Genomic DNA, 12376 nt, shown 5'->3' on the forward strand with positions numbered 1-12376 from the left:
ACATGACTCAGCATTCACGCACCGCCTGGCAAAACACACTGCATTCGATAGCTGTTGCCTCGCTTGCCGTCTGCATTTCAGCACCTATTCATGCTCAAACCCAGAGCGGACAAGCGAATGCCACTCCCAGTTTGCGACCTGGCGAGCCGGTCACGCTGAACTTCACCAATGCCGATATCGAGGCCGTGTCGCGCGCCATGGCAGCCATCACCAATCGCAACGTGGTGGTGGATCCGCGCGTCAAGGGCCAGATCACGCTGCTGACCGACAAGGCCGTCTCGCCTGCCACTGCCTATCAGCAGTACCTGGCGGCACTGCGCATGCAGGGCTTCACGGTGACGGAGTCGGCAGGTCTGTTCAAGGTGATTCCCGAAGCCGATGCCAAGCTGCAGTCCAGCGAGGTCTCCGTCGGCCAGGGCGGACGCGGCAGTCAGGCTGGCGGCGGACAGATCGTCACGCAGATCTTCAAGCTCAACTACGAGAACGCCAACAATCTGGTGCCCGTGCTGCGGCCGCTGATCAGCCCCAACAACACCATCAACGTCAACCCCGGCAACAACTCGCTGATCATCACCGACTACGCGGACAACCTGCAGCGCATCTCGCGCATCATCGCCAGCACCGATGTATCCAACGCCACCGATGTGGAAGTCATCTCGCTGCGCCATGCCGTGGCCGCCGACATGGTGGCCCTGGTCAATCGCCTCATGGAAGGCGGCTCTGCCACCGCAGGCGGCGTGGTCCAGGCCGGAGCCGGCGCGGCAGCAGGCCAGGCGGACACCAGCTTCCGCACCTCCATACTGGCAGAGCCGCGCAGCAACTCGGTGCTGATCCGTGCGGCCAACCCGGCCAAGCTGTCTCAGATCCGCTCGCTGATCGCGCGTCTGGACCAGCCGGCCATGACGGGCAACGGTGATGACGGCAACATCCATGTGGTGTATCTCAAGAACGCCGACGCGGTGTCCCTGGCCGCCACGCTGCGTGCCGCCATCAACGCCCAGACCAGCGCCAGCACCGCCCTGGGCGGCCAGCCGGGCATGACGGCAGCCGCCGGCTCGACCACGAATGCAGCAAGCTCCCAGCCCGTCATTTCACGCGGCACGGACGGCAGCGCCACCGTAGGCCTGGGCGGCGGCAACAGCGGCCCCAGCTCGCGCTTCGGCACGGCCCAGCAACCCTCCACGGGCGGCATGATCCAGGCCGACCCCACGACCAACTCGCTGATCATCACCGCCCCCGGCCCGCTGTACCGTCAGTTGCGCACCGTCATCGACAAGCTCGACGGCCGCCGCGCCCAGGTGCTGATCGAAGCACTGATTGTCGAAGTCTCCGCCGACAAGGCGGCCCAGCTCGGCGTGCAATGGAGTTCGGTGATCCGCAACAACGGCCGCGTGCTGGGCGTGCTCGGCAACGGCACTTCCATCAGCGGCATCTCGAACATCTTCGGCCTGTCGGGGGCCGTTGGCAATCTGGTCAACGGCACGCCCCTCACCGACAGCCAGGCATCGGCGATCGGCGGCATGAAGGGCATGAACCTGGGCTTCACCCAGAACGTCAACGGCAACACCAGCCTGGGCGCCCTGGTCAACCTGATGCAGGGCGACGGCGACACCAACATTCTCTCCACGCCCAATCTGATGACGCTGGACAACGAGGAAGCCAGCATCATGGTGGGCGAGAACGTGCCCTTTCCCACAGGCTCCTATACCAACACCGCCGGCACCTCGGGCTCGGTCAATCCCTTCACTACCTATGAGCGCAAGGACGTGGGTACGCTGCTCAAGATTCGTCCGCAGATCAACGAGAACGGCACCATCAAGATGGCCGTCTACCAGGAGAACTCGGCAGTCAAGCAGGGCACAGCCAACGCCCAGTCCGGCGCCACCACCACCAAACGCTCCATCGAGTCGAATGTGCTGGTCGAGGACGGTGCCATCGTGGTGCTGGGCGGCCTGATTGCCGACGAATACAGCCAGAGCCAGGAGCGCGTGCCGCTGCTGGGCGACATTCCCTTGCTGGGCAATCTGTTCCGCAACACCAGCCGCGAGCGCAAGAAAACCAATCTGATGGTGTTTCTGCGCCCCACGGTGTTGCGTGACGCCAACTCCACCAGCCAGCTTTCGCAGGACCGCTATGAGTCCATTCGCGGCATGCAGCAAACCGTGCAGCCCGACCCCAATCTGCTGATGCGCAATGTCAATGCCGCGCCCTTGCTGCCCGCATCCAGCGGTGCTGCACCGGCGAGCGTGCCCAATGTGGCCATCGTTCCTGGAGCCAAGCCCGAGATCGTGGACTTCACGCGCCCAGGCCAGCCCACGGTGAACGGCCAGCCTGTGACCGTGACGCCTGTGACGCCCGCCACCCTGCCCCCGGGCACCCTGTAAGCGAAGGCCAGGCATGCGCTACCCCCTGCCCTATGGCTTTGCCCGCAGCAGCCAGCTGCTGATCGAGGATGACGGCCAGGAGCCCGTGCTCTGGCATGGTCCGCAACCCGACTGGTCGGCCATCTCCGAAGTGCAGCGCAAGCATGCTGTGCAACGCTGGCAGTTGCTGGACAGCGGCGCGCTGGCCCACCGCATCAGCGCGGCCTATGCGCAAAGCGACTCCAGCGCGGCCATGGTGGTCAGCGAGGTCGAGTCCGATGCCGATCTGACGCGCATGATGCAGGACCTGCCAGCCGTGGAGGACTTGCTGGAAACCGCCGATGACGCCCCCATCATCCGCATGCTCAACGCCCTGCTCACGCAGGCGGCTCGCGACGGTGCTTCGGACATCCATATCGAGCCCTACGAGCGCCATTCCAGCGTGCGCTTTCGCGTGGACGGCGATCTGCGCGAAGTGGTGCAGCCCAATCGCGCCCTGCACGCCGCCCTGATCAGCCGCCTGAAGATCATGGCCGATCTGGACATTGCCGAGAAACGTCTGCCCCAGGACGGGCGCATCAGCCTGCGCCTGGGCACGCGAGCCATTGACGTGCGCGTCTCCACCCTGCCCAGCGCCCACGGCGAGCGTGCCGTGCTGCGCCTGCTGGACAAGAGCGAGAGCAAGCTCAGCCTGGAAGCCGTGGGCATGGGCGGCGAGACGCTCAGGCGCTTTACCCATCTCACGGCGCAGCCGCACGGCATCGTGCTGGTCACCGGCCCCACGGGCTCGGGCAAGACCACCACGCTCTACGCCGCGCTGCAGCGCATGGATGCCAGCCACAGCAACATCATGACGGTGGAAGACCCCATCGAATATGAGCTGGCCGGCGTGGGCCAGACCCAGGTCAACGCCAAGATCGAGCTGACCTTTGCCAAGGCCTTGCGCGCCCTGCTGCGCCAGGACCCGGACGTGATCATGATCGGCGAAATCCGCGACTTCGAAACCGCGCAGATCGCCATCCAGGCTTCGCTCACCGGCCACTTGGTACTGGCCACGCTGCACACCAACGACGCACCCAGCGCCGTCACCCGCCTGATCGACATGGGGGTCGAGCCCTTTTTGCTGTCCTCATCGCTGCTGGGGGTGCTGGCGCAGCGCCTGGTACGCAAGGTCGACCAAAGCGAGCCCAGCGGCTACCGGGGCCGCACCGGCATCTTCGAGCTGCTGGCGGTGGACGATGCGATTCGCGCCCAGATCCATCGCGGTGCCAGCGAGGCCGAGATCCGCGAGACTGCCATGGCTGCAGGCATGCAGTTGATGCGCGAGGATGGCGAACGCCTGATTCGCGAAGGCATCACTACCCAGGCCGAGGTGATGCGCGTCACGCGCGACTGAGGGTCCGAGACTCACTCGCGCCAGCGCAGCATGGCAGGCCCCGTGAGCAGCACGCGCACGAAATCAGCCTGCCGCCCCACACCGACCTTGACCGCTGCCGATTTGAATTGCGAACGCGCGGTATGGATGGACAGGCCCTGTCTCTCGGCGAACTCCTGCAGGGTCCAGCCATTGATCAGTGCCTGGGCCAGTTGAGCCTCTGCCAGCGTGAGCCGATAGAGATTGCGCAGCAAATCCTGCAGCGAAGGAATGCTCAGCGCCGGATCGCTGATAAGCAGCATGGCGGCACTGCGCTCGCCATAGGGGCTGCTGTGTACGGGCAAGGGCGACACCATGACCTGCAACTGCTGTCCGGCCAGCCCTGTGAAGCGGCTGGCCCGCCCGTGGTGCAGCGCCTTGCCCAGTCCCGTGGCAACACAGTCCCGCATGGCTTTCTGCAGCCAGCGCTGGTCTGCGGCATTGGTGGCCTGCAGGCTCTCGTCGGCCGCGCGATACATCAGCTGGCTTTGCTCCATCAGGCGCAAGGCCCGGCTGCTGGCATGCATCACGGCCGCACGCTCGTCCAGAAGAACCACGCCTACCGGCAGATCCTCCAGTACGGCCAGCGATGCATTCAGCAATGCCTGGGTACGGTACAGGCGTCGGTGAATTGCAAATGCGCTCTGCAGATGCGGCATGAGCTGCTGCACAAGGCCCAGCTCTTCGGCGCTGTAGGCACCCACGGCATGCGGCCTGACAACGGTGATGTTGAAAGATCGGTCATGCTGATTGTCGACCACGGCCGCGCAGGAATAGAACAGGTCCTGAGGCCGCAACCAGTCGCCATACCACTCGGTACCCGGCAGGCTGCGGTCGGGAAACAGGGTGGAGGAATTCACCACCGTGCCCGGTCTATGCAGACTCTGGTCCTGCAGCCAGACATTGCACTGACAGTAGTGCGCGGCAAAGCTTTCCAGTTCGGCGGCGGCAAAGCCCTGACTGGCGCCGAAAGTGCCAACCCCCCCGTCCAGATCCACCGTCCGCTGCGCGAAATCGTTGGCCCAGATCACGCTGGCCGGTGAACGCAGGGCCGCGCCGAACAAGGCCAGAAAGCCCTGCCAGCGCGCCGGCTCCAGTGCCGACTCGTAGATGGCCGCAATCAATGCGGGCAACCGTTCCTGCAACATCAAAGGCAGATGCGCTACCGCCATAGAGCCCCCTTCCAAGGCTCGCCACAGCAAGCACCTCATGGAGCTTCGCCGGGGATTCATTTCATTTACTCACACTTTGAAATAGCTGCAAACCCTTCACTCATTCTGGTGATGTTTTCGCGACAACAAGTGCTTACAAACAACGACAGCCACTCTCTCAACCAAAGGCTGCCATGTCACAAACATCCACCACCACACTCTTCATCCGCCGCTCGGTATCCCTGGGCACCCTGGTCCTGATTGCCTCCATTGCCGGCTGCGGTGGCGGCAGCGACAGCGCCTCTCCCGCTCCGTCGCCCGCCCCGGCTCCGGCCACAAGATCGATCTCCACCACCGTGATCGACGGCGCCTTGCAGAACGTCAAGGTCTGCTTGGACAGAAACGACAACGGCAGCTGCGACACAGGGGAGCCCAGTGCCGTCACCAATGCAGCCGGTCAAGCCAGCCTGGAAGTGCCAGAGGCCGATGTGGGCAAATTCCCGATTCTGGCCCTGGTCACCAAGGACTCCGTCGATGCCGACACCGGCGCCGTTCCCGTGGCCTTCATGCTGCGAGCGCCCGCCGATCAGCCTGGCGTCGTCAGCCCGCTGAGCACCCTGGTCCATGCGCACAGCCAGGCCACGGGCAGCAGCACCAGCGATGCGGCAGCAGCCATCCAGAGCCAGCTGGGCCTGGGCACTTCGGCGCTGGCGGATTTCACCCAGGACGGCAGCGACGCCGGCAAGCTGGCCGCAACCATGGCGCGCCTGATCGTGGTGACCACCCAGACCCAGCTCAGCAACACGGCAGGCGCCACTGGCGTCGACGGCGCACCGCTGAGCTCGGTGCAGCTCAATGCCGCCATCAACAGCGTGCTGCTGCAGCAGTTGCAAACCCTGGCCACGGCCGTGCTGGACAACCCCGCCCTCAGCGACACCAGCAGCTCCATGAAGGACAAGCAATCAGCCATGGAAACCGCCGCCCAGCAGGTGGCCAGTGCCTCGGGCGTCACGGCCGGCAATGTGGGCCTGATCGCAGCCATGCAGTCGCAATCCAGCAGCCCCGAGGCCGGCGGCCCCGCGCCGAGCACTCAGCTGCGCTGGCTCAGCTTTACCGACACCAGCAACTACTACATCCGGGCCTTCGAAGCCACGGCCGAGCAGAACACGCCCGATGCCAACGGCAAACGCTATTTCACGGCATTCCGCGAGCGCGTGGTCGGCGGCCAGGAACAGCCCTGGACCCGGCCGCAGGTCTATTGGACCGGCAGCGAATGGTTTGCCTGTCCCACCGATTTCGTGCAGCAGGTCACCAGCCTTGCCAGCGGCGAGACCGAATCCCTGTACTGCAAGAGCCTGGCCAGCAGAGCCAGGCAAAGCGTGCGCAATATCACCGGCCTGAAGATGCGCGACATCGTCACCGAGATCCGCTCCGCGCCGTGGCAGGACGCGGCCGACGGCAGCTTTGCCAGCTGGGGCCCCAGGCCCGATCAGGTTCCCGCCGAAACGACCTTCCCCAGCGGCTCCACGCTCAGCTATCGCACCGTCACCGATCTGGGCGGCAGCGACTACTACCTGAGCAACAACGCCAACCGCGCCACCATTGCTCGTGCCGACGCCCCCAACAACCCTGACACCAGCACCTGGCGCAGCGCCACGCTTGCGGAATTCATCGCGTGGAACGCCGGCGACTTCGCGCCCAATGTCTCGGCCGCCGATGTGCACGGCAACAACTCGCGCGTGCTGGTCGGCCGCCGCGACTATCTCAAGCCCGATGGCAGTGCTGCCTACAAGCGCTATATGGTGGGTTTCGAGAACGGCGGCGAGCAGCGCGCGCGCTTTTATGAATGCGAGGGCGATATGAGCACCTTGCCCAACAACCGGACCCTGTTCATCAACGGAGTGTCCACCTGCAAGACGATCCTGGTCAGCAACTACAGCATCGCCAGCCAGGCAGATGCCAAGGTGCTGCGCTTCGCACAGGAGCCCACCCAGCTCAATGTCAGCAACTTCCAGAGCTACCGCCTGTTCGTCGAGCGCGGCGGCATCACCTATGTCGGCTATCGGGACAAGCAGATGGTCAGCAATCAGCAGCGGCTCAATGGCACTGCAGCCGATGCGCTGCTTGCCGCCCTCGGCCTGAACTGACTCCCCGCCTCGCTGCACAGCCCACCTCACGGTGGGCTTTTTTCATGCATGGCCTCAGCCAGCAGCGGTCATTGAGCTTTGCCAGAATCGTTGCCATGCTTGAAAACCTTCGCACTTTCGTCCAGCCCTATGGCGGCGATCTGTTTCTGCTGCTGATCGCCCTGGCTGTCATCAGCCTCGCCGTGCTGTTCAACCTCAAGGCCCGCCTGCCCGTGGACCAGTTGCGCCGCGTGATCCGCATGGCCGCGCTGGTGGCCTTGCTGGGCTCGGTATTCGCCATGCAAGCCGGCAGCACCTACTACGCCATGGCCGCCGTGCTGCTGGCCTGGGGTGTGCTGGTCGGCATTGTTTTTGGACGTGAGATCGGCCGCAAGCGCTGACCCCAAAAACGCTGCAAGCTATCAAAACCATAGAGATCAATCGCCATGAAATCCCTGAACAACGTCAAGCTGTCCATGCTGGACCTGGTCGCCGTGCGCGAAGGCGGAACGGTGGCCGATGCTCTGCAGATTGCCGTGCGCACCGCGCAGCAGGCTGAAAAGCTGGGCTTCACCCGCTACTGGCTGGCCGAGCACCACAATATGCCGGGCATTGCGAGTTCGGCCACGGCCGTGCTGATCGGCCACATCGCAGGTGCCACGCAGAAGATTCGTGTGGGCTCGGGCGGCATCATGCTGCCCAACCATGCACCGCTGGTGGTCGCCGAGGCCTTCGGCACGCTGGCCGAGCTCTACCTGGGCCGCATCGACCTGGGTCTGGGCCGCGCGCCGGGTACTGACGCAGCGACCATGCGCGCCCTGCGCCGCGACCGCGTGGAGACCGAGGAGGACTTCCCGCGCGACGTACAGGAGCTGCAGCGCCTGCTGGGCGATCAGCAGGATGGAGCACGCATCATCGCCATGCCGGGCGCGGGCACGCATGTCCCGATCTGGCTGCTGGGCTCCAGCCTGTTCTCGGCCCAGCTGGCTGCACACATGGGCCTGCCCTATGCCTTTGCCTCGCACTTTGCGCCGCGCATGCTGCACCAGGCCCTGGCCCTGTACCGCCAGATGTTCAAGCCCAGTGCCACACTGGCCAAGCCTTACGCGATTGTCGGCGTGCCCGTGATTGCAGCCCCCAGCGATGAAGAGGCCCGATTTCTGGCCAGCAGCACCTATCAGCGCGTGCTCGGCATTCTCACCGGCAACCGCACCCGTCTCATGCCCCCGATACCGGACTTCTGGGAGCAGCTGGACGGACGCGCCCAGGCGGCGATTGCCGATTTTCTGGCCGTGGGCGTCATCGGCGGCCCCGATACCGTGCGCCAGGGCCTGCAAAAGCTAGCCGACGAGACCCAGGCCGATGAATTCATGATCGTCAGCGATGTCTATGACGCCGAGCTGCGCCTGCGCAGCCTGGAAATCACGGCTGGCGCCATGAACACCGCAGCCTGAGCGGTCCTGGCAGCTCCCTCCTCTCTCGCTGCGCGGGAGGAGGAAGCTCAGGGATAGCGACAGACCGGCGTCCCGGCATCAGAGCGTGCCAAACTCCAGCGTCGTTCACCTCTGAAATCTTGCCCATGAGCCGTTCCGCCCGTCTGCTGCAATTGCTGGATACGCTGCGCCGCGCCCGTCAGCCGCAGACCGGGCCCGAGCTGGCTCAGGCGCTGGACGTCAGCCTGCGCACGCTGTATCGCGACATCGCCACCTTGCGAACTCAAGGAGCCGACATTCTGGGCGACCCCGGCATAGGCTTCGAGATGCGGCCCGGCTTTTTGCTGCCGCCGCTGATGTTCAACGCCGACGAGCTGGAGGCGCTGCTGCTGGGCGCGCGCTGGGCCAGCCTGCAGGCTGATCCGCAACTGGCCCAGGCCGCCACCGCCGCCATGGACCGCATACGCACAGCACTGCCGCTGGAGCTGCGCATTGCCGTCGATACCAGCGGCCTGCTGGTTCCCAATATGCAGAACGACCCGCCGCCCGAGCCCTGGCAGGCCGCGCTGCGCCGCGCCATCCGTGCCGAACACAAGGTCGTGCTGCACTACCGTGACCAACATGGCGTGCCAAGCCAGCGCCAGATCTGGCCGTTTGCCATGGCCTACTTCGAGCGCAGCCGCGTGGTGTCGGCCTGGTGCGAGTTGCGCCAGGCCTTTCGTCACTTTCGCGCCGACCGTGTGGATGCGCTGGAGGATCTGGGCGAACGCTACCCGCAGCGACGCCAGGCGCTGATACAGCGCTGGCTGGACGAAACCGGCTATACGCTGGATTGAGAGGCGCTGCTGACAGAAACTGTCAGCCCCCGCTCCTACATTGGCTGCATGGCGTTTTTGCCATGTCACAACAGCCCGTCAAGGAGAGCCGCAATGTCCACATCTCACCAGCCCAAGCTGCGCTTTTTCAGCAACCCCAGATCACGCGCCCGCATGGTGCGCTGGATGCTGGAGGAATGCGGTGCCGACTATGAAACCGTTGACCTGGAATTCGGACCCGAGATGAAGTCACCCGAGTACCTGTCCATCAACCCCATGGGCAAGGTCCCGGCGCTGCAGCATGGCGATGCCGTGGTCACCGAGACCGGAGCCATCCTCGCCTATCTGGCCGAGCTTTTCCCCGAGAAACGACTGGCCCCGGCGATGGGCAGCACGGAGCGCGCCAGCTACTTTCGCTGGCTGTTCTTTGTCGCCGGGCCGGTGGAGGCCGTCACAACCGCCCGCAACGAAGGCTGGCTGCAATCGCAAACTCATCAGCAGGCCATGAGCGCAGGCTTTGGCCGCTTTGACGATGTGCTGAACACCTTGCTGCATGCGGTGGCCGGAAAACGCTATGTCTGCGGCGACCACTTCACGGCCGCCGATCTGTATCTGGCCAGCTATATCGGATGGAGCATGATGGACGGCAGCTTGCCCAAGCGGCCCGAATTCGAGGCCTATGCCACGCCGCTGCTGCAGCGTGCGGCCTCGGTGCGCGCCGACGAGATCGACGGCGATATGCAAGCCGCCGCCATGGCGCCAGTTGTTTAAAGGTTCTGGCCTGCAGCGATCGCCAGTCAAGCGCAGGGTCATCAAAACCTATAGCAAGCCGCTGCAGACCACTCAGCGTGCCAGGTAGCCGCCGTCGACCGGGTAATAAGCGCCCGTCACAAACGACGCACGGTCGCTGGCCAGCCAGGCCACCAGCTCGGCGATCTCCTCGGGCTGGCCCAGGCGTCCCATGGGGTGGGCCGCCACCAGCGCCGCATGCGTAGCCGGGTCCTGCTCCAGACCGCTGATCATGGGAGTGTGGATAAAGCCCGGCCCCACGGCATTGACGCGCACGCCCCTGGCCGAATACTCGAGCGCCGCCGCCTTGGTCAGGCCCAGCACGCCATGCTTGGCGGCTGTATAGGCTGCAGAGTTGGCAAAGCCCACGGCGCCGAGTATGGACGCCATATTGATGATGGAGCCGCCACCGCCCTGCAGCATGGCGGCGATCTGGTATTTGCAGGCATAGAAGACACCCGAGAGATTGACGCGCAGCACCTGCTCCCAGGCATCGAGTGGATAGTCGGCCGTGGGCGCGCTGGCTCCGCCGATGCCGGCGTTGTTGCAGGCCACGTCCAGCCTGCCGAAGTGGCGCATGGTCAGGGCCACCAGCGCTTCATGATCCGCCGCGCTGCCGGCGTCGGCGCGCAGATACAGTGCCTCGGCACCCAGCTCGCGCACCAGGGCCGCGCTCTCCTGGCCCTGCTCCTCGTTGAGGTCGGCCAGCACCACCCGCGCGCCTTCCCTGGCCCATGTCAGTGCCACACAGCGGCCTATGCCGGATGCAGCCCCCGTCACCAATGCAACCTTGTCCTTGAGCATCGAAACCTCGCATTCTTGAATCGGCAGACCATTGTGCCGACCTCGCCCGCGGCAGTCCTGACCTGCGTCAAGCCGGGCTCGCTCTCTCAAACGCCGAAGTGCTGACATCATTAGTCGCTACCATCTGCACTAACCCCCTCACCCGTCAGATCGATTCGCGCATGCCCGCCTTTACCTTTGAAGCCCTGGATGCCCAGGGCCAGACCCGCAAGGGCACCCTGGAAGCCGACAACGCCCGTGCCGCGCGCAGCCAGCTGCGCAGCCAGGCCCTGGTGCCGCTGCAGGTCGAGCCCGTCGCCGCTGGCAAGGGCCAAGGCCGCACCGGCGCTTCCGGATGGTTCACGCGCCCGGTCTTCAACTCCACCAGCCTCGCGGTATGGACCCGCCAGCTCTCGGGCCTGGTCAGCTCCGGCCTGCCCATAGAACGCGCACTGGCCGCGCTGTCCGAGGAAGCCGAGGACGAACGCCAGCATCAGCTGGTCGCAGCGCTGAGGGCCGAGGTCAATGCCGGCTCCAGCTTTGCCAGGGCGCTGGAACAGCATCCACGCGAGTTTTCCGATATCTTTTGCGCCGTGATCGGCGCCGGCGAATCCAGCGGCAGCCTGGGTCCGGTGCTGGAAAACCTGGCCGACGACCTGGAGGCGCGCCAGGCCTTGCAGTCCAAGCTCATCGGCGCCTCGCTGTATCCGGCCATCGTGACGCTGGTGGCCATCGTCATCGTGATCTTTCTGGTCAGCTATGTGGTGCCGCAGGTGGCCGGCGTGTTTGCCGGCACCAAGCGTGCGCTGCCGTTTCTCACCGTGGTCATGCTCGGCATCAGCGACTTTGTGCGCCACTACGGCTGGCTCATGCTGGCCGTGCTGCTGCTGGCTGCCGTGGGCTTTCGGCTGGCGCTCAGGAACGAGGCGTTTCGCGAGCGCTTCGATGCCCAGTGGCTGCGTCTGCCGCTCATAGGCCGGCTCTCGCGCAGCTATAACGCGGCGCGCTTTGCCGGCACTCTGGCCATGCTGGCCGGAGCGGGCGTACCCATTCTCAAGGCCTTGCAGGCCGCGGCCGAGACGCTGAACAACCGCGCCCTGCGCGCCGATGCCATGGATGCGCTGGTGCTGGTGCGCGAAGGCGCGCCACTGGCCTCGGCCCTGGCTCAGAAGAAGCGCTTTCCGGGCCTGGTCGCCATGTTCGCCCGGCTGGGCGAGCAGACGGGCCAGCTGCCGCTGATGCTGCAGCGTGCCGCCACCCAGCTGTCCACCGAGGTCCAGCGCCGCGCCATGCACCTGGCCACGATCCTCGAGCCGCTGCTCATCGTCGTCATGGGACTGGTGGTCATGCTCATCGTGCTGGCCGTGCTCATGCCCATCATCCAGCTCAACCAGTTCGTCAAATAGGCCGGCCGCGTCCGCAGCGGTGCGGAAGCGCCCACTCCAGCTTGGCGCAATTCTTGCTTTCTTTTAGTGCATTGCGGGTATTTCCCTCAATTTCGC

10 protein-coding genes are annotated in these 12376 nt (G+C 65.1%); 8 read left to right on the top strand and 2 right to left on the bottom strand.

The genetic code is table 11. From position 1 onward, the window contains the following. Nucleotides 1–2 precede the first annotated feature (2 nt). A complete protein-coding gene (gspD, locus tag EIC84_RS07475) occupies nt 3–2384 on the top strand; it encodes a type II secretion system secretin GspD (protein ID WP_034361312.1) in 2382 nt (793 codons plus the stop codon). Between the two features lie 13 nt (nt 2385–2397). Further along, nucleotides 2398–3759 carry a GspE/PulE family protein gene (locus EIC84_RS07480; RefSeq protein WP_003061919.1) on the top strand — a complete coding sequence of 454 codons (1362 nt, stop codon included), beginning with the start codon at nt 2398–2400 and terminating at the stop codon, nt 3757–3759. Nucleotides 3760–3770: 11 nt separating this feature from the next. Here the strand turns inward: EIC84_RS07480 and EIC84_RS07485 are convergent, their stop codons facing one another. After that, the gene (locus EIC84_RS07485; protein WP_003061917.1) at nt 3771–4949 is read right to left on the bottom strand and encodes a helix-turn-helix transcriptional regulator; all 1179 of its coding nucleotides are present in this window, start codon (nt 4947–4949) and stop codon (nt 3771–3773) included. Nucleotides 4950–5122: 173 nt separating this feature from the next. Between EIC84_RS07485 and EIC84_RS07490 the strand changes: the two genes are divergently transcribed. The 5 genes from EIC84_RS07490 to EIC84_RS07510 all read left to right on the top strand — a co-directional run bounded on the left by EIC84_RS07490 (nt 5123) and on the right by EIC84_RS07510 (nt 10073). After that, on the top strand, nt 5123–7075 hold the full coding sequence (locus tag EIC84_RS07490) for a hypothetical protein (RefSeq protein ID WP_003061912.1): 1953 nt from the start codon (nt 5123–5125) through the stop codon (nt 7073–7075). Nucleotides 7076–7170: 95 nt separating this feature from the next. Continuing rightward, nucleotides 7171–7455: a hypothetical protein gene (locus EIC84_RS07495; protein ID WP_034361373.1), complete on the top strand. Its 285-nt coding sequence runs from the start codon at nt 7171–7173 to the stop codon at nt 7453–7455. A gap of 45 nt (nt 7456–7500) precedes the next feature. Further along, a complete protein-coding gene (locus tag EIC84_RS07500) occupies nt 7501–8508 on the top strand; it encodes an LLM class flavin-dependent oxidoreductase (RefSeq protein WP_003061908.1) in 1008 nt (335 codons plus the stop codon). A gap of 125 nt (nt 8509–8633) precedes the next feature. Then, nucleotides 8634–9323: a YafY family protein gene (locus EIC84_RS07505; RefSeq protein ID WP_003061905.1), complete on the top strand. Its 690-nt coding sequence runs from the start codon at nt 8634–8636 to the stop codon at nt 9321–9323. 93 nt (nt 9324–9416) lie between these two features. Beyond that, nucleotides 9417–10073: a glutathione S-transferase family protein gene (locus tag EIC84_RS07510; RefSeq protein WP_003061904.1), complete on the top strand. Its 657-nt coding sequence runs from the start codon at nt 9417–9419 to the stop codon at nt 10071–10073. A gap of 72 nt (nt 10074–10145) precedes the next feature. On the opposite strand, the gene EIC84_RS07515 is transcribed toward EIC84_RS07510, so the two are convergent. Further along, nucleotides 10146–10895 carry an SDR family NAD(P)-dependent oxidoreductase gene (locus EIC84_RS07515; protein ID WP_003061901.1) on the bottom strand — a complete coding sequence of 250 codons (750 nt, stop codon included), beginning with the start codon at nt 10893–10895 and terminating at the stop codon, nt 10146–10148. Between the two features lie 161 nt (nt 10896–11056). Here EIC84_RS07515 and gspF point away from each other — a divergent pair, with 161 nt between their 5' ends. Then, nucleotides 11057–12280: a type II secretion system inner membrane protein GspF gene (gene gspF, locus EIC84_RS07520; protein WP_003061898.1), complete on the top strand. Its 1224-nt coding sequence runs from the start codon at nt 11057–11059 to the stop codon at nt 12278–12280. Nucleotides 12281–12376: the final 96 nt, after the last annotated feature.

Source organism: Comamonas sp. A23 (assembly GCF_004522605.1).
Taxonomy (GTDB): domain Bacteria; phylum Pseudomonadota; class Gammaproteobacteria; order Burkholderiales; family Burkholderiaceae_C; genus Comamonas; species Comamonas thiooxydans.

What these genes read in the sequence shown, in the direction of transcription:
- EIC84_RS07485 (WP_003061917.1), bottom strand. Translation starts at nt 4,949, where the DNA reads ATGGCGGTAGCGCATCTGCCTTTGATGTTGCAGGAACGGTTGCCCGCA.
- EIC84_RS07515 (WP_003061901.1), bottom strand. Translation starts at nt 10,895, where the DNA reads ATGCTCAAGGACAAGGTTGCATTGGTGACGGGGGCTGCATCCGGCATA.
- EIC84_RS07480 (WP_003061919.1), top strand. Translation starts at nt 2,398, where the DNA reads ATGCGCTACCCCCTGCCCTATGGCTTTGCCCGCAGCAGCCAGCTGCTG.
- gspF (WP_003061898.1), top strand. Translation starts at nt 11,057, where the DNA reads ATGCCCGCCTTTACCTTTGAAGCCCTGGATGCCCAGGGCCAGACCCGC.
- EIC84_RS07495 (WP_034361373.1), top strand. Translation starts at nt 7,171, where the DNA reads ATGCTTGAAAACCTTCGCACTTTCGTCCAGCCCTATGGCGGCGATCTG.
- EIC84_RS07500 (WP_003061908.1), top strand. Translation starts at nt 7,501, where the DNA reads ATGAAATCCCTGAACAACGTCAAGCTGTCCATGCTGGACCTGGTCGCC.
- EIC84_RS07505 (WP_003061905.1), top strand. Translation starts at nt 8,634, where the DNA reads ATGAGCCGTTCCGCCCGTCTGCTGCAATTGCTGGATACGCTGCGCCGC.
- gspD (WP_034361312.1), top strand. Translation starts at nt 3, where the DNA reads ATGACTCAGCATTCACGCACCGCCTGGCAAAACACACTGCATTCGATA.
- EIC84_RS07510 (WP_003061904.1), top strand. Translation starts at nt 9,417, where the DNA reads ATGTCCACATCTCACCAGCCCAAGCTGCGCTTTTTCAGCAACCCCAGA.
- EIC84_RS07490 (WP_003061912.1), top strand. Translation starts at nt 5,123, where the DNA reads ATGTCACAAACATCCACCACCACACTCTTCATCCGCCGCTCGGTATCC.